Annotated in this window: 22 protein-coding genes; 8 read left to right on the top strand and 14 right to left on the bottom strand. The window is 66.7% G+C overall.

Annotation, left to right across the window (positions count from 1 at the left end; translation table 11 throughout):
• The 7 genes from ON19_RS02875 to ON19_RS02905 all read right to left on the bottom strand — a co-directional run.
• Positions 1-365: hypothetical protein (locus ON19_RS02875; protein ID WP_176569438.1), on the bottom strand; the 365-nt coding region annotated here is incomplete at its 3' end.
• A 152-nt stretch (positions 366-517) separates the two neighbouring features.
• Entirely contained in the window at positions 518-1,297 is a 780-nt protein-coding gene (locus tag ON19_RS02880; protein WP_043686248.1) for an ESX secretion-associated protein EspG, read from the bottom strand.
• Positions 1,290-2,597, bottom strand: a complete 1,308-nt coding sequence (locus ON19_RS02885; protein WP_043686251.1) for a hypothetical protein — start codon at positions 2,595-2,597, stop codon at positions 1,290-1,292. Before ON19_RS02885 ends, ON19_RS02880 begins: the two co-directional genes overlap by 8 nt.
• A complete protein-coding gene (locus tag ON19_RS38645; protein WP_051168472.1) occupies positions 2,594-2,974 on the bottom strand; it encodes a hypothetical protein in 381 nt (126 codons plus the stop codon). Before ON19_RS38645 ends, ON19_RS02885 begins: the two co-directional genes overlap by 4 nt.
• A gap of 9 nt (positions 2,975-2,983) precedes the next feature.
• Positions 2,984-3,565 carry a DUF3558 domain-containing protein gene (locus ON19_RS02895; RefSeq protein ID WP_083899105.1) on the bottom strand — a complete coding sequence of 194 codons (582 nt, stop codon included), beginning with the start codon at positions 3,563-3,565 and terminating at the stop codon, positions 2,984-2,986.
• A 345-nt stretch (positions 3,566-3,910) separates the two neighbouring features.
• On the bottom strand, positions 3,911-4,333 hold the full coding sequence (locus tag ON19_RS02900) for a DUF4254 domain-containing protein (RefSeq protein ID WP_043686299.1): 423 nt from the start codon (positions 4,331-4,333) through the stop codon (positions 3,911-3,913).
• Positions 4,334-4,411: 78 nt separating this feature from the next.
• Entirely contained in the window at positions 4,412-4,939 is a 528-nt protein-coding gene (locus tag ON19_RS02905; RefSeq protein ID WP_063709380.1) for a hypothetical protein, read from the bottom strand.
• A 257-nt stretch (positions 4,940-5,196) separates the two neighbouring features.
• Between ON19_RS02905 and ON19_RS02910 the strand changes: the two genes are divergently transcribed.
• Genes ON19_RS02910 through ON19_RS02920 form a run of 3 tightly spaced genes read left to right on the top strand, consistent with a single transcriptional unit; the run spans position 5,197 to position 6,535 of the window.
• Positions 5,197-6,084, top strand: a complete 888-nt coding sequence (locus ON19_RS02910; RefSeq protein WP_043686257.1) for a helix-turn-helix domain-containing protein — start codon at positions 5,197-5,199, stop codon at positions 6,082-6,084.
• A complete protein-coding gene (locus ON19_RS02915) occupies positions 6,081-6,287 on the top strand; it encodes a DUF397 domain-containing protein (protein WP_043686261.1) in 207 nt (68 codons plus the stop codon). Before ON19_RS02910 ends, ON19_RS02915 begins: the two co-directional genes overlap by 4 nt.
• Before the next feature lie 59 nt (positions 6,288-6,346).
• Positions 6,347-6,535, top strand: coding sequence for a DUF397 domain-containing protein (locus ON19_RS02920; protein ID WP_306307022.1), 189 nt, complete (start codon positions 6,347-6,349; stop codon positions 6,533-6,535).
• Positions 6,536-6,640: 105 nt separating this feature from the next.
• Here ON19_RS02920 and ON19_RS02925 read toward each other — a convergent pair whose 3' ends face one another.
• On the bottom strand, positions 6,641-7,012 hold the full coding sequence (locus ON19_RS02925) for a VOC family protein (protein WP_043686275.1): 372 nt from the start codon (positions 7,010-7,012) through the stop codon (positions 6,641-6,643).
• Positions 7,013-7,115: 103 nt separating this feature from the next.
• Here ON19_RS02925 and ON19_RS02930 point away from each other — a divergent pair, with 103 nt between their 5' ends.
• Together ON19_RS02930 and ON19_RS02935 are read left to right on the top strand one after the other, a co-directional pair.
• Positions 7,116-7,592, top strand: a complete 477-nt coding sequence (locus tag ON19_RS02930; RefSeq protein WP_051168475.1) for a MarR family winged helix-turn-helix transcriptional regulator — start codon at positions 7,116-7,118, stop codon at positions 7,590-7,592.
• A 159-nt stretch (positions 7,593-7,751) separates the two neighbouring features.
• Positions 7,752-8,144, top strand: coding sequence for an XRE family transcriptional regulator (locus ON19_RS02935; RefSeq protein ID WP_174377660.1), 393 nt, complete (start codon positions 7,752-7,754; stop codon positions 8,142-8,144).
• Here ON19_RS02935 and ON19_RS02940 read toward each other — a convergent pair.
• From ON19_RS02940 to ON19_RS02965, 6 genes are all read right to left on the bottom strand, one after another.
• Positions 8,141-8,629, bottom strand: coding sequence for a hypothetical protein (locus tag ON19_RS02940; protein ID WP_043686278.1), 489 nt, complete (start codon positions 8,627-8,629; stop codon positions 8,141-8,143). The genes ON19_RS02935 and ON19_RS02940 overlap by 4 nt on opposite strands.
• 137 nt (positions 8,630-8,766) lie before the next feature.
• Entirely contained in the window at positions 8,767-9,207 is a 441-nt protein-coding gene (locus ON19_RS02945) for a YbhB/YbcL family Raf kinase inhibitor-like protein (RefSeq protein ID WP_227954584.1), read from the bottom strand.
• A 369-nt stretch (positions 9,208-9,576) separates the two neighbouring features.
• Positions 9,577-10,668, bottom strand: coding sequence for an NAD(P)H-dependent flavin oxidoreductase (locus ON19_RS02950; protein WP_043686281.1), 1,092 nt, complete (start codon positions 10,666-10,668; stop codon positions 9,577-9,579).
• On the bottom strand, positions 10,665-11,423 hold the full coding sequence (locus ON19_RS02955) for a CoA-transferase subunit beta (protein WP_043686284.1): 759 nt from the start codon (positions 11,421-11,423) through the stop codon (positions 10,665-10,667). Before ON19_RS02955 ends, ON19_RS02950 begins: the two co-directional genes overlap by 4 nt.
• The gene (locus ON19_RS02960) at positions 11,423-12,298 is read right to left on the bottom strand and encodes a CoA transferase subunit A (RefSeq protein ID WP_218006366.1); all 876 of its coding nucleotides are present in this window, start codon (positions 12,296-12,298) and stop codon (positions 11,423-11,425) included. The genes ON19_RS02955 and ON19_RS02960 overlap by 1 nt, the downstream gene beginning before the upstream one ends.
• Before the next feature lie 89 nt (positions 12,299-12,387).
• Positions 12,388-13,152, bottom strand: coding sequence for an enoyl-CoA hydratase family protein (locus ON19_RS02965; protein ID WP_043686286.1), 765 nt, complete (start codon positions 13,150-13,152; stop codon positions 12,388-12,390).
• 64 nt (positions 13,153-13,216) lie between these two features.
• Here ON19_RS02965 and ON19_RS02970 point away from each other — a divergent pair, with 64 nt between their 5' ends.
• The 3 genes from ON19_RS02970 to ON19_RS38650 form a co-directional block, all read left to right on the top strand.
• A complete protein-coding gene (locus ON19_RS02970) occupies positions 13,217-13,999 on the top strand; it encodes an SDR family oxidoreductase (RefSeq protein ID WP_043686289.1) in 783 nt (260 codons plus the stop codon).
• Between the two features lie 165 nt (positions 14,000-14,164).
• Positions 14,165-15,076, top strand: a complete 912-nt coding sequence (locus ON19_RS02975) for an SDR family oxidoreductase (RefSeq protein ID WP_043686292.1) — start codon at positions 14,165-14,167, stop codon at positions 15,074-15,076.
• 134 nt (positions 15,077-15,210) lie between these two features.
• A partial coding sequence (locus ON19_RS38650; RefSeq protein WP_218006367.1) for a hypothetical protein occupies positions 15,211-15,820 on the top strand: 610 nt, incomplete at its 3' end.

Below are 15,820 nucleotides of genomic sequence, written 5' to 3' on the forward strand. Positions count from 1 at the left end.
TCGCCGCGGGCGGTGTTTCCTGCCGACGAGTCCGTTTCCTCGTCGCCGCTGGCGGCCGGACTTCCGGACGAGTTCGTGTCCTCGTCGGCGCGGGCGGCGGGCTTCCCCTCGCCTCCTTCGCCTTTACCTTTTCCCTTGCCTTTACCTTTTCCTTTGCCCTTCCCCTTTCCTTTTCCCTTGCCTTCGCCTTTGTCGGCGTTACTCGCGTCGGAGGGTTGTCCCTGCGTTTCGTCCTGTGCCAGATACGCGACCGGCCCGCCGCCGATCGTCTCGCTCGCGGCGGGGTGCGCGACGAGTCCCACGGTCAACGCGCCCGCGGCGACCGCCGCTACCGTCACGGCGGTTCGAACGGATGACTTTCCCACTACCAAACCTCCCTGGTGATCGGTTTCGTTGGTGGAGCAGCGCGAAGTTAGCACCGGCGCGAACTCGGTTTCTCGGGCTCGCCGCGCCCTGATCGCCGTCGTGACAAGGTCGACATTCCGCCGTGACGCACACCCGTTTTGTTCGGAAAGTCCTATCGCTGTGAGCGCAGATACTCGTCGTGTTCGCGGTCTTCGCGGTAGTAGCGCTGGGTCAGGGCGGCGAGGCGGTTGATCTCGGCTGCCATGGCAGCGGGTTCGAGGGGCTTGGCGACGATGGGGTCGCCGGTCTTGACGTAGTAGCGGCCGTCCGCGTAGTCCATCCACCAGAACCCGCGTCCGAAACCCGGGCGGGCATCGACGGCTGGGCCCGCGAGTACGGTGATCTCACCGAGGCCGAGGCGTTCGCGTTTGAAGATCCGGTCCAACTGCGCGACGACGCCGATCTCGTACGGCTTGCGGACCGGCCGTTCCCGGTCGGCGGTCACTTCTTCCCGGCGCACTTCGATCGGTGGGTGCGTGCCCGCCGGCATCTTGGGCAGCGCGGCAACCGCTTTCGCGGCGACTCGTTGCGCGGCGCAATAACTCACGATCACGTCGCCGCCGGTGTCCGGCGCCGTACCGGGAAGCTGGACCAGAGTGGCGCCGATGCTCCCGCGCACGGCCCCGTGGAAACGGAAGACGATCGACATGTCCGGGCCACCCATCCCTTTGGACTCGACGCGGACCTCCGGTTCCAGCAATACGTCGAGCGCGCGTTCCAGGTCGACTGCGTATCGACCGAGTAGCGCGTCGACCGCCGCCTCGCGCTGACGCTTCAGGTCGGCGAAATCCATCTCCTCCGGCCGGTATTGCAGCGGGTAGGGCAGGCGGTCGCGACCATAGGCGGTCCAGAGGATCTCGAATTCCTGCCCGGTGAATCGCCAGTCAGCCATTCGGGTTGTCTCCACCGATGACCGGAGGAACCGATTTCGGCAAGGAGTCCAGACCCGTGAGTTCCTCGCCGTTGTGCTGATTGATCAGGTAGTCCTTGACGCCCGAGGCCTCCCGCTCGTCGTCCTTGCCGCGCGCCGCCATACCCGGTGCCATGCCGGACATGCCTGCCGCGCCGGTTCGAGCGGCCGGGTGGCCCGTTGCGGCCGGAACCACGCTCGGCTGCTGCGGAACGGCCGGGATATTGCGACCCGGTGCAGGAGTGCCGGTGGCATTCGGGGTGCCGGGAACGTTCGGGGTGGTGGGACGTAGGGGCGTGTTCGGGCGCGTCGTACTGGGTCGGCCCGGTGCTGTCGGAGCTGTGGTGTTGAGGGCAGGGGCCGGCGTATTGGTGCTGCTCGGTGCGGTCGACGGTGTATTCGAGGTGGTCTGCTGCACGCTGGTCGGCTGGTCCGCGCCCGCCGGGGTGACCGCCTGCGGCGTGGTGGCGGCCGGGTCCGTCTCGGGCGATTGCTGCCGGTCGCCGTCGGACTGTTCGGTGGACTCCGGTTGCGCGGCTTCGGAAGTGTCGGAGGCGGAGGTTGCCTGTGGTCCAGCGGAATTCGATGTACCTGATGACGCCGTACCCGGCTGCGGTCCGGAATCCGCCACGATCTGCGGAGCTGTCGGAAGCACGGGCACGCCGTGGTCGGTCTGAGTGGCCACCTGCCCGTACACCGTGCGCAGGATCCGCCGCGCCTCCTGCGTGGCTTCCTCCTCGGTGTAATCGCCCGCCTTCATGACGCCGTCCTGCGGCAATGTCTTACCCGTCAGTTCCGGGCGTTCGGTGGCCTGCGGCATCAACGCCTGCGTCTGCTCGAGGCCGGTATGCATCTCGGACAGTTTGAAACTCACCAGGGCCGCGGCATCGGCCAGATTCCCCGACTGGTTCCGGTAGTTCGTGACCGCGTCAGCGGCCGCCTTGCCGGATTGCCCCGTCCAGCCCGGATTGGTGCCGTCGCCGGTCACGGTGCGGCCGAACTGCTCGTTGAACGCCTGAATCGCACCGGTCAGATTCATCCCGATATTCAGCCACGCCTCGGACGCCTCCCGCACCGTCCCCGGCCGCATCGCGTTCACGGCATCGACCATCTGCGCCAACGTCATACTGTCGTAGTTGTCCGGCCCCGGAATCCGCGGCGGCTCGTATTCCCCCTGAAACGACGAACCCAACCGACTGGTGAAGTCGTAGATCGTGTCGCGCTCCCGATTCCACTGCTCCTGCGCGGCGATGATCCGGGCGCGGTACTCCTCGTAGGTCATGGGGTGGCGTCCAGACCGGTGAACTGGTCAGCCCTGGACTGGTCCAGCTCCACGAAGTTCGCGATGGCTTTGGCGACAACTTCTTTCGCGATCTTCACGGCGTCGATGTGTTGCATGAGGACGGCGTCCAAGGATTGCTCGGTTCCGCTTGATTTCAGCTTGAACTTCTCTTGTAGCGCAACACCGGACGGGAACGGGCCGAACCCGGTGACGTCAATGACCCTGTCGGTCATTCGCATGATGTCGTCGAGACGATCGAGGTAGTCATCACAAGCTGTATCCAGACCTTTGCCGACATCCGGATGCAGCATCAGCTCACCAGCGTTCGCCTGGTCCAGCAGTCTGCGCCATTCTGCCGGATCGACCCCTACGGCCATCGCCCCTCCTCAGTTCGTGGGCAGGTAACGCACCAGGTCGTCGGCGTGACGACCTGCCTCCTGGCACGGTTCGCCTTGTTTGCCGATCGAATAACGTGTCGTCACCTTGAAGATGACCGTTCCGTGCGCGTTTTCGACCGCGATACTGCATTTGAGTCGCTTGCTGTCACCGACGTCCAGGTATTGCAGTGCGCGATGCGAGCCCACGGTCAAGGGAGTGAACGACTCCTTGTCCTGACGTTGACGAACTTCGTCCAAAGCGAATGCTCCGGATAGGACGCCGAGGTCGTACCATCGCGCCGCCGCCTGCCAGCCGCAGACCTTCCACCCGGTGAAGTCCACACCGGCGACATCCTTCTCTTTGGTCGCCTGGTTGAGGCCGGTGCCGGAGATTGCCGAGTCCGGCAACGTGCACGGATCCCACAGGGCGGCGTCGGGGTCGGCCGACATTGATGCTGATGAGGAGGGTGCCGCCACAGCAGTGGTCGTGGTCGCCGAGGGCGAGTCCGTGGAGTCGTCGCATCCGACGACAACAAGAGTGGCACCGACCGCGAGCGCGGCACCGCGCAGAACTTTCCCCCAGCTCGTCATCGGTTCCTCACCGCCGGTGCCGTACCGCATCGACGGGGGTCGGACCGGCTTCTCCGCCCCCTGCAAGCTGAGATCGACGCTACTGGCCCCGTCCCCATGGTCGCAACCAGTTCGGTGCTGATTCACGCCATCACAATTGTGAAGTCGTGCACCGCACCTCACCAGCCACGATCGTGTGCAACGGTGATCGTCTTACACCCTCAGCACGGCAGCGCGTACACGCCTATATCCACGCGCCGTCGTAGCGCCTCGAGCTAGGTGGCTCAAGTAGGGGCTCCGCCGACCCGCTCGACGCCGTAGCCACGTATAGGGGAAAAGGTTGACCACGGCGTGGCCGGTGTCGCGCTATGGCCCGCCCGGTAGACGGCGGTGTCCTGTCCCCACTTCGTCCGTCAAATCTTCGTAGCCGACAGCCAGTTCTGCCAGTTGCTCCCATGCGTCGCCGAGAGACTGCGTGGAGCTGCTCGCGAGTGCGGCGTAGGCGTATGCGGTGTACTGCGCGAGGCGATCGACCACCGAGCCAACGGTTTCGGTGTGAACTCGTGCCGCGCCGAGAGACGGTCGTAGTCGGGCGGTGACCCACCGGTCGATGTCTCGGACCAGGCGGGTGCGGCATTGATCGATCGACTCGGCTTGTTCGGGTCCTGCGGAGAGGCGGCGTTCGTGCAGTGCGGCGAGGTCCCGTGCCGCACTCAGCACGGGGTGGTCGTCGTGGGCGTCGCCACGGCAGGCGGCCAAGATGCGGTGCTTACCGGGGAAGGGTTCCATCTGGGTCACCGCACTCCGCCGGTTGCGGGCTGGTGAACCTGCGAAAGGGCGAGGCCGCAGAGCGAAGTTCTCACGCGCTCACGCCCTTTCCCCTTGATGCTTCGGTATGGGCTGCGAGGAGCCGGAATCGGGTCGGCGCAGATGGGGCGCGGACGTTTCCCTGGTCAGGTGACGGATGGATGCGAGGATCAACTGCCCAGAGGGGCGGTACGCGCCGCACGGGGGCTCGATCCAGTGGCGGAAGCGGGCGCACTTGTCGGTGGGGGACGGTAGCGCGATCTCTCCGCCGACGCGCACCACGGAGACGTCCAAGCGGAACATCTCTGCGAACAAACGGTCGTCATTGGGCAGATCAGGCCGCACCAAATAGCTCCACCTATGTGAGCGTGGGTGGGACATAATCGGGCCGATACCGTGCCCGCGGCGCTGTAGATCGATCTTCACGAGCTGTCCCAAATGGGCGGGCATCATCAGCGCCCAGACGATTCCGGCCCGAATGACGATGCGGCCCAACTCGGGTGGGTCGATGATCGCGGGCAGGCCGCACACCTGCCGGTAGTACCGGCAGCGGGACACGGGCGTATCCCCGAACTCCGATTGGTTCATTTCCAGACCTCTGCGCGAGTCGGTGAGCTAGGGTGCGCCCAGCCCTGGAAGTCGGCAGAACCCAGGGGCGGGGGGCGTGGTGGGAAATCGGGGTGGCCCCCCTCCTGGGCGCGCATTGAGCAAAACATCATTGACCTGCGCAAAGTCGGAATATTCGGCCTCCCAGTCGAGCTGGCCCGAATGTCCAGAGCAATCCCCGTACTGGGTGGCCGCCACCACCCAGTACGGGTTGAAGCCGCACGAAGAGAGGGGATTTCATGGACGAGCGTGACACCGGCTCTACCCTGCCGAGGCGTCAACTCGGTCACTACCTGCGTGACGCGCGAACCGCGCTCAATCTGTCGCTGGAAAAGCTCGCAGAGCTGACGGACTTGAGTTCGTCGGTGCTGCAACGCCTCGAGAAGGGAGAGGCTACGCGGCTGAAAGTGCGTGACATTCACGCGCTTTGCGAAGCCTTGGAATTGTCCGATCAGATGTCCAAAGCCCTGGTAGGACTCTTTCTGCACGGTACTGCTAAGAGCTGGTGGCACGAATACGGCACATTGATACCGGCTAACTTCGACGTGTACGTAGGGCTGGAGACGGCGGCACGGAGGCTGGCCGTGTACCAGCCATCGCTGGTGCACGGCCTACTCCAGACTCCTGACTATGCTCGTGCTCTCATCCGCGTGGGGAAGCCCACGGAGAGCACTGCCGAGCACGACCGCCGGGTCGAACTGCGTACGAAGCGTCAAACAATGATCACCAGAAAGTATCAACCTCTTGCGCTCGATGTGGTGCTGCATGAGTCAGTGCTGAGAAGTGCCGTGGGAGGGCCAAAAGTTATGGCACCTCAGCTGCATCACTTAGCTGAGGTCGGGAAGCTGCCCAATGTGACAGTCCGAATTCTGCCGTTCATGGCTGGGGCGCCGGTTGGTGATCCTGTGGGTCAGTTCGCGATTCTGGAGTTCGACAAGAACCTCAAGGGCGTTGCGGTGTCCCCTCCAGTCGTCTATCTGGAGACCTTCACGGGCTGTATGTACCTCGAAAAACCAGATGACGTGCAGCGGTACGATCGGGTGCATGACAGTCTCCGGCGGGCGGCGCTGGATGAAGCGGACAGCAGGAGCCTGCTCCGCCAGGTAGCGAAGGAGTTCTCAGCATGACTGCCGATCTATCTGAGGCCAACTGGTTCAAAAGCAGCCACAGCGCGACTCATTCCGACTGTGTCGAAGTCGCCTTCCTCGATGATGGCCACGTCGGCGTGCGGGACTCCAAGGCCCCGGCCGGTCCTATGCTTGTGTTCCAGCCTGATGTCTGGGACGCCTTCGCTGCGAGCTTCGTCGCTGGGGACACGCCGCAGCAATAGTGGGTGCGTTCCGCTGTAAGTGTGCCGAGCTAAGGGGGTTTGGTGTGGGAGCCGAAGTGGTGAGGGTTCAATGGTTCAAAAGCAGCCACAGCGCTACACAGGCTGACTGTGTCGAAGTCGCTTTCCTGGACGGAGACCACGTCGGCGTGCGGGACTCCAAGAACCCGACCGGTCCCGCGCTCGTCTTCACCGCCGGTGAGTGGGACGCGTTCACGGCGGACTTGCACGCGGGGAAGTCAAGCGAGTAGACGCTTGAGGCGGCCACGCGTGAATGTGGTTGATCAACGATGCCCCGGAACCCGTACGGCTCCGGGGCATCGGCTTTCTGTCGACAGTTGGCGCGGGGGCTCAGCTCACGGCACCGCGGTGAACAGTTCATAGCTGTGCCCATTGGGGTCGCGCACATAGACTCCTCGTCCTCCGCCGAGGCGATTGATCTGCCGGTCCCAGCCGTACTCCGGGCCGGACCCGTAGTCGACGCCAGCCCATTCCGATAGGCGTTCCAACACCGCGTCGAAGGTTTCGTCATCGACCAGGAACGCGTAGTGGCCGGGCTCGACCTGCCCGCGATGATCGAAGTCGAAGGTCAGGTCTTCGTTGACCCGCACCGGCGCGAACGGCCCCGCCGGAGCCGCCACCTCCAGCCCCAGTAACTCGGCGAAGAAACTCGCCGCGACCTGTTTGTCGGCCGCAGGCACGATCGTGTGATTCAGGACGATGGACATGGCGCCCTCCGTTCATTTGCATGCGATACGCACACAAATATATGTGCGTATCGCACGTAATGTCGAGCCGTGTCCGCACGCGAGTGCTGGTAGGTTGGCGGCCGTGAACCGCTCCAGCGCCGACGTTCCCGAGGTCGACGGCGGACCCGCGCTCTTTCGACTGGTCCGTTTCTGGTCCCGCCGCTGGATCAACCAAGCGCTGACCGGCGTACCGGCGGAACCGGACCACGACATGCGCCAGGCTCAACACGTCCAAGTCGTCGAAGCCGTGGCGGCCACGCTGCGCACCGCCGAGGAAGCCACCGTCACCACCGTCGCCACCCAGCTCGGCCTCGACCATTCCGGAGCCAGCCGCATGGTCCGCGACGCCGTCACATCCGGCTACCTGACCCGAACCGACTCCGCCCACGACCGCCGCCGCGTAGTCCTGAGCCTCACCGACGACGGCCACGACCTCCTAACCGCCTCCCACGACTGGCAACGCCGCTGCTTCGACCGACTCACCGCCACCTGGAGCCCCCGCGACCGCCACCAATTCGCCACCTACCTGCAACGCCTGGCCGACGAGGCAACCATCTGAGTCCCGACTATCTCGCGTAGTCGTACGCGGCCTGTCGGTCGCATGCCACGTCCTGCTGACAATTCAGCTTGCGCGGGATTCGGCCGGGCGGCACCGGCGGTTATTCGCGAAGCGTAACATATATGGTACGCTCATATGGACGTGTGGGAGGTGAGCGCGATGAGTGGCGAGAGCGTGTTCTGGGACGACTTGGCCGATGACTTGCAGGACCCGGAGTTCCTCCGTGAGTTCGTGTTGGAATCGATCCGAGTCAAGACCGTCGACGCAATCATCAACGCACTCGACGACGCGCGGGCCGCCGCGAGCTTGTCGAAGGCGGAACTGGCGCGTGCGGCCGCGATGGAACCGGCGGCGGCGCGGCGCTTGCTCGGCGCCGGTTCGGTGAATCCCACACTGCGCACGGTGTCGGAACTGGCGGCTGCCCTGGGTCTCCGGTTGACGCTGGAGCCGCTCGGCTCCGGCGGCAAAGCCCTCTCGACCGCGCTGGTTTCCGGCAAGGTGGACGACCTCGCTGAACTGAAGGATGCGGTAGAGCAGTTCGATCGCGACTAGGAGATAGAGCGCGGATTCTCTGCGAAGTACTCGGTTCCCAAAGAGCGGACTTGGGCGTAGTCGCTTTCGGAAAGGATCGTTCGAAACGGCTTACTGAGGCCGGTGATGATGACCAGCAACGGCTTGTCGACATCTTGGGCCTCGTAGTCCAGTCGGCAGTAGAGACGGTGGTGGGTGCGATCAGGACCGTCGCAGCGGAGTTCGAACCATCCGGTCATGTTCCCGTGCATGGCTTCCCAGTAGCCGCCGCCGGCGAACCTTTTGGGCGGCGCTTGGGCGACGGCGATCAGTCGTGCATTGAACTTCGCGCGAACCCCGGCAGGTAGCGCCCGAAGATATTCACGAGCAGGAACCGTTCCATCTATGCGGCGCCGGAAGTAGACCACGTCGTGATGATCGTCCGAGGACGGTTTCGTTTGGGCAACGGACGAGGCGAGTTTGTTCGGTCTTCGACTTTTCCTTCGTGTCCGCTCGTCCGGTGACATCGTTAGACGATGTCTTGTGCGCCAATTGGTTTCACATTCTGGCCCGGCGTGTTCCGGCGACGCACCGATGAGTCACGGGCACGAGCGACCGCGTTGATCGATCCGATAAGTCCGGCGCGGCGACCGCTTCAAAACTTTCACCGGTCGGTGGTATAGGTGCCGACCAGTTGTCCGTCGCCGAGGCTCGCGTCGACTATCGCGGATCGTGCCTCATCCGGTGGGGTGTCCGTGTCCACCTGGACGGGGCGCGAGAGCGCGTACACGATGAATCGGTAGTGGTGGACGCCGGTACCGGCGGGTGGGCAGGGTCCGAAGTATTCGGCTCGGTTCGCGCTGTTCAGGCTGACCAGCCCGCCCGCCGGGGTCTGCCCCTGGTCGGTGGACGTGGTGGTCGGCGGGATATTGCTGACCACCCAGTGGGTGAACAGGCCGCTGGGGGCGTCCGGGTCGTCCACGATCAGCGCGAGGTGGGCGGCTTGTGGGGGAGCTGTCCAAGTCAGCGGCGGCGGCTCATTTCTGCCATTGCAGGTGTAGACCACCGGGATCGGGTCGCCATCGTTGAAAGCGGAACTACGCACGGAGATTTCGTTCGTCGCGGGCATCGCGGCCTCCGCTCGAGGGGAGGGGACAGGGATCGAGTCCGGCGATTCACCTGTCTCGACCCGAGCGGGACGAACCGGCGCGCGACGGCGACGGATACCAGGCGAACCCGGTATGTCGTTGTCAGTCCAGCGTAGGCCGCTGAGTGCGGACCTCAAAGCCAGGCGGCAAATAAGCCGTTATGGGCGGTCGCGGTCGACCGTAACGGCACCGGCCGGGTCGGATTCCGCCGGGTCGAAGCTCCGGTCGCGGGGCACTGATGCCCGCCCGCGGTCGTCCCGATAGCGGGTGGTCGTTTCCGATAGCGATAACGGCGGCCACCGTTTGAACCGGAGGCCGCCGTTTCCTCATTCGGACCGCGCCGCCGGGGCCGGGTTGCCTGCGAGCGTCGAGATCGTCTCGATCCGCGCCACCGCGTCGGTGACGATCCGCTCGATCAGCTCCTTGCACGTGGGCAAGTCATCGATGATGCCCGTGACCTGCCCCGCGGCGAGCACACCCGCCTCGGTGTTGCCCTCGACCAATCCGGCGCGCAGCAGCATCGGCGTGTTCGCGGCCATCACGACCTGGGACCAACTGAGGTCCTTGGTCTTTCGCATGGCCAGGCCGTCGCGGACCATGGTGGACCACTTCATGCCGGTCATGCTCTTGAACCGGGCCGCGTTGCCGACGGCGGCGGTGAGCCCCCGCCAGCGCCCCGAATGCTCCAGCCGCTGCACCAGTTCGGTGTTCAGCACGCGGTGCGGCATGCCGTCGACCTTGAGCGACACCACCGTGTCCTGGAGCTGTCGTTGCAGGTACTCCTGCTTGACGGCGTCGGGAACGGTGCTCTCCTGGGTGAGCAGGAACCGGGTGCCCATCGCCACGCCCGCCGCGCCGTAGGCCAGCGCGGCGGCCAGGCCGCGCCCGTCGAAGAACCCGCCCGCCGCCACCACGGGAATGTCCACCGCGTCGAGTACGGAGGGCAGCAGCAGGGTGGTGGCCACCGGGCCGGTGTGCCCGCCGCCCTCCCCGCCCTGCACGATCACCGCGTCCGCGCCCCAAGACGCGACTTTGACCGCGTGCTTGGCCGCGCCGATGGACGGGATGACCACCACGCCCGCGTCTTTCAGCTTCGCGATCAAATCCTGTTTGGGGGCCAGCGCGAACGACGCGACCGCCACCTTCTCCCGGATCAGCAGGTCGATCCGCTCCGGGGCGTCCGCGGCGTCGGCGCGGATGTTCACCCCGAACGGTTTCGCGGTGTGCGCTTTGGTCTTCGCGATGGCCGCTTCCAGCTCCGCGAAAGTCATGGTCGCCGAAGCGAGAATGCCGAGGCCGCCCGCCTCGGCGGTGGCCGACACCAGGCTCGGGCCCGCGACCCAGCCCATGCCGGTCTGCACGATCGGGTGCTCGACGCCGACCAGATCGGTCAGCGCGGTGCGCAGGCGTGGGCTCATGACGGGACCTCGGTTTCGCGAATCTTCTTGGGATCGAGCACCTCCCGGATCAGCCGCAGCTCCTCGGCGGTCGGCTGCCGAGTCTCGCCCGCCTCGGCGAGACCGGCGATCTCGAACGAGGTGTTCTCCGCGACCTCGTCGGCGGTGACGCCGGGGTGCAGGCTGCGGGCGCGCATGGTGTGCCCGGGACCTTCGAAATCGAAGACGCCCAGGTTGGTCACCACGCGGTGCAGGTGATGGAAGCGGTAGGCCGGGTCGGCCTGGTCGACCTTGTCGTATCCCACACCGCAGACGATGTCGACCTTGTCGGTGAACACCCGCTTCGTGTGCCGCGCGACCCAGTAACTGGTGGCGTGGTTGATCGTATTGCCCGGAGCGCCACGCGAACCGAACATCTGACGGGTCGGCTGCCGCAACGAGCCGAACGCCGACAGGTTCTGGTTGCCGAACCGGTCGATCTGGTTGGCCCCCATCACCACGTGCCGCCGCCCGGAGGCCACCACGTCGAAGACCTTCCGGAACGGAATCCAGCCTTCGATCGGCGCTTTGCCGCCCAGCGGGGGAGTCTCGGCGAGCAGCAGCGCCTCGCCGTCGGACAGCAGCAGGTCCGGTTCGGTGGTGAGCTTGGCCAGACGCGCGCCGATGATCGACATCGGCGACATCGGGCTGGCCATGATCTCTCCCGCGCCGCTGAAGATCTCCGCGCAGGCGACCGCGCAGATCTCGGCGCGGGTGACGGTCTCGGTAGTGGTCATCACGCCTCCTCGGCGAATCGGCGGACGGCGGCCTGGTACTGCTCCTCGGAGCCGGCCAGGTAGGTGTCGACGAATTGCTGCCACGTTTCCGGCGTCTTCGCAGCTGCCACGTAGTGCTTCTGGAACTTCTCGTCCCGGCCGTAGTCGTCGCCGGCCAGGGTGAAGTGCGCGCCGTTGGGGGCCTCGACCACGCCGTCCACCATCATGCGGTTGAGCAGCAGCGCTTGCAGCGGAACGGTTTTCACCAGTTCGTCGGTCTCCACCACCCGCTCCACCGAGACGTAGCGGCGCTGCGCGGCAAGACAGAACAGGTCGTCGAAGTACGGGTCGACGCCGGTGTAGGCGGCATTGCCGTGCGCGTCGCCGAGGTTGAGGTGCACCAGCGCCGCGTCGAGATTCAGCGCGGGCATGGCGATCAGAGTCTCGGGTGTGCCGTCGACCGGGTAGGGCGATTCGATCGTCTTCAGCTCGCCCTCCCAGAAGTTCGGCACGTCGGAGCCGAGCCCGGCGCGGATCGGCAGGAACGGCAGTCGCGCCGCGGCCGCCTCCAGCCCGCATTTGAGCATGCCCTCGTCCATCTCGCGGGCAGCCAGCTTGCCGGAGGTGCGCGCCGCGGCGAACCACGGGTCGTAGAACGGCGCAGAATCCAGCGACACGAATCCGTAGTACGCCTTGCGCACCTTGCCCGCCGAGCACAGCAGCCCGAGGTCGGGCCCGCCGTAGCTCACCACGGTCAGGTCCGTGATGTCCGAACGCAAGATGGCCCGCACCAGCGCCATCGGCTTGCGCCGCGACCCCCAGCCGCCGATGCCGATCGTCATCCCGCTGCGCAGCTCGCCGACGACCTCGTCGAGCGACATCCGCTTGTCTCGCATGGGTGTTTCCTCTCCTGGTTGGCGGCGCTCTCGGGGCCCTCCGTGGTCACACACGCTGCCGTCTCCGGGCCCGTCGTTCGCGCCGCGTCTCACTGCCCGCTCTTGCGCGCCGCGAGGTCGTCGTCGAACCGGGCGCGGATCTCGTCGGCGACGCCGGCGAGGTTGAGTTCGAAGGTGAATCCCTGCTCGTACCGGTAGCTGCGGTGCACGTCCTGCACGTCGATGCCGTTCAGGGCCCGCTTGGCCGCCCTGATCACCCGGCCGTCCTTCGCCGCGATGTTCTTGGCCAGCTCCAAGGCGGCGGCGTCGAGTTCGGCGCGCGGCACCACCTGGTAGACCGAACCGTAGTGGTGCAACTGCTGCGCGGTGATGGTGCTCGCGGTGTAGAACAGCGCGCGCATCAGGTGCTGGGGCACCAGCCGTGCGAGGTGCGTCGCCGCGCCGAGCGCGCCGCGGTCGACCTCGGGCAGTCCGAAGGTGGCGTCGTCGGAGGCGATCACGACGTCCGCGTTGCCCACCAACCCGATACCACCGCCCAGGCAGAAGCCTTGCACCACCGCGATCACCGGTACCTGGCAGTCGTACACCGCGGCGAACGCCTCGAAGCAGCCGTGGTTGGCGTCGATCAGCGCCTGGTGGCCGGGCTTGCTCTGGATCTCCTTGATGTCCACACCCGCGTTGAACCCGCGGTTCTCCGCGCGCAACACCACCACCTTGGTGTCCGGATCACGGCCCGCCGCGCGCACTTCGTCGGCGATGGCGAACCAGCCGTCGGTAGGGATGGCGTTGACCGGCGGATAGTCGACGGTGACCACGCTGATGCCGGTCGATTCGGAGTGGCGGTTGATCCCCATGGCAAGTCCCATCGTGTGTACCAGCGCATTGGCAAAGCAAGCAGTTGCTTGGTAGGTTAGCACGGTGGCACTCGAAATCGATCTGGCCGGGCGCGTCGTTCTGGTGACGGGCGGTGTGCGCGGCGTCGGCGCGGGCGTGAGCAAGGCATTCCTGGCCGCGGGCGCGACCGTCGTGGCGTGCGCGCGGCGACCGGCCGACGCGCCGGTCGAAGTCGACGGGCGCGCGATCGACTACCTGCCCTGCGATGTGCGGGACGCGGACGCGGTGCATGCGCTGGTCGACACGATCACCGAGCGCCACGGCCGCCTCGACCATCTGGTCAACAACGCCGGTGGCGCTCCTTTCGCGCTCGCCGCCGAAGCGAGCAAGAACTTCCACACCAAGATCGTCGAGCTGAACCTGCTCGCTCCGCTGCTGATGGCGCAGGCCGCCAACGCGGTGATGCAGCGGCAGGACGAGGGCGGCTCGATCGTGAACGTCTCCAGCGTCAGCGGGCACCGCCCATCGCCGGGGACCGCGGCCTACGGTGCGGCCAAGGCGGGGATGGACAGTCTCACCGGCTCGCTCGCCGTCGAGTGGGCCCCGAAAGTGCGGGTGAACTCGCTGGTGGTCGGCCCAGTGGATACCGAGCTGAGCCAGTTGCACTACGGCGATCAGGACGGCGTCGACGCGGTGGGCCGGACCATTCCGCTCGGCCGCATGGCCCGCCCTGACGACGTCGGCCGCTGTGCGGTGTTCCTGGCCTCCCCGCTGGCCGCCTACGTCAGCGGCGCGACCCTGCTGGTGCACGGCGGCGGCGAGCGGCCCGCCTTCCTCGCCGCGTCCACTGCCGACCAGCAGTCCTGAACGCGCCGGGGACGAAGAAGAACCAGGTAGGAGCGGTGGGGTGGAGCGTGAGCACGGAGAGCCCCGCTCATATCGGAAAGCGACACCGGGCATGAGCGATCAGGCCCGGAGGCGGCAGCGGAGCGTGACCATGGAGGGCCCGCTCACATCGGAAAGGGACACAGTATGGACACCGAGCAGATCTGCGCCGGACGCGTCGTCATCGTCACCGGCGCGGGCCGTGGCATCGGCCGGGCGCACGCCCTCGCGTTCGCCGCGGCGGGCGCCCGCGTGGTGGTCAACGACATCGGTTCGACGCTGGACGGCGCGGCCACCGCGGAAACGCCTGCCGCGCAGGTGGTCGCGGAGATCGAGGCGCTCGGCGGCCAGGCCGTGACCAACGGCGACGACGTCGCCGACTGGGAAGGCGCTCGCAGGCTCGTCCGCCAGGCCGTCGACACCTTCGGCAGGTTGGACGTGCTGGTCAACAACGCCGGTTTCGTGCGCGACCGGATGCTGGTCAACCTGAGCGAGGACGAGTGGGACGCGGTGGTCCGCGTGCACTTGAAGGGCCACTTCGCCACCATGCGGCACGCGATCGAATACTGGCGCGCGGAGGCCAAGGCGGGCCGCCCGGTGGATGGCCGGATCATCAACACCAGCTCCGGCGCCGGTCTGCAGGGCAGCGTCGGTCAGGGCAATTACGGCGCGGCCAAGGCGGGCATCGCGGGCCTGACGCTCACCGCCGCCGCCGAGTTCGCCCGCTACGGCGTGACGGTGAACGCGATCGCCCCGTCCGCGCGCACCAGGATGACCGAGACGGTGTTCGCGGACATGATGGCCAAGCCGGAGAACGGCTTCGACGCGATGGCGCCGGAGAACGTGTCTCCGCTGGTCGTGTGGTTGGGCAGCGCGCAGTCGGCGGCCGTGACCGGGCGGGTGTTCGAGGTCGAGGGCGGCAAGGTGGCGCTGGCCGACGGTTGGCGGCACGGGGTGGCCGTCGATCGCGGGGCGCGCTGGGAGCCGGCCGAGCTCGGCCCGGTGGTGGCCGATCTGATCGCCAAGGCGCCTGCGCCGGAGCCGGTGTACGGGGCCTGATCGGCTTCGCCCCTTTCGGGGCGCGTTCGCGGGCCGGGGTCTAGTATGGGCACCCATCCGTTTTGGAAAGTCCCGTGTGGGAGGGCGACCGGGCACAGAACTGCGCTTCGACTGATGAGGGGAAGGCTCGGCGCATGGCGGTAGGTCGCGCATTCCATGTGCTGGCAGCAGCCTGCGCTGTCGCGGGATCGGCCCTGCTCGGTGGTGCGGCCTCCGCCGATGCGCAATCCCCCTGCCCCTCGTGCGTCGCCGACCCCGCTCCGCCGCCCTACGACAGCGGCGATGCCTGGTACCCGCTGACGGTGCCAGGGCAGCGATCCGAGATCAGCGCGGATTCAGCCGACTCGGCCGACCCGGTCACCGGGACCGGTTCGGCCGCCGCGGGTTCGGCGGCTGCCGGTTCCGCCGCCGGTTCCGCCGGGCTGGGTGTGGTGCTCGGTTCCGGTTCGGCCGGTCTCGGTGTGGTGCTCGGATCTGGTTCGGCCGGTCTCGGTGTGGTGCTCGGTTCGGGGTCCGCTGGACTGGCGCTCGCCCTCGGTTCCGGCTCGGCCGGTCTGGGTGTCGCGCTCGGTACTGGTTCCGCTGTGGTCGGTGGCACCGGTTCGGCCGCGCTGGGCACCGGTTCGGCTGTGGTCGGTGGCACCGGTTCGGCCGCGCTGGGCACCGGTTCGGCTGTGGTCGGTGGCACCGGTTCGGCCGCGCTGGGCACCGGTTCGGCTGTGGTCGGTGGCACCGGTTCGGCCG

Source organism: Nocardia abscessus NBRC 100374, assembly GCF_000308455.1.
Lineage (GTDB): Bacteria > Actinomycetota > Actinomycetes > Mycobacteriales > Mycobacteriaceae > Nocardia > Nocardia abscessus.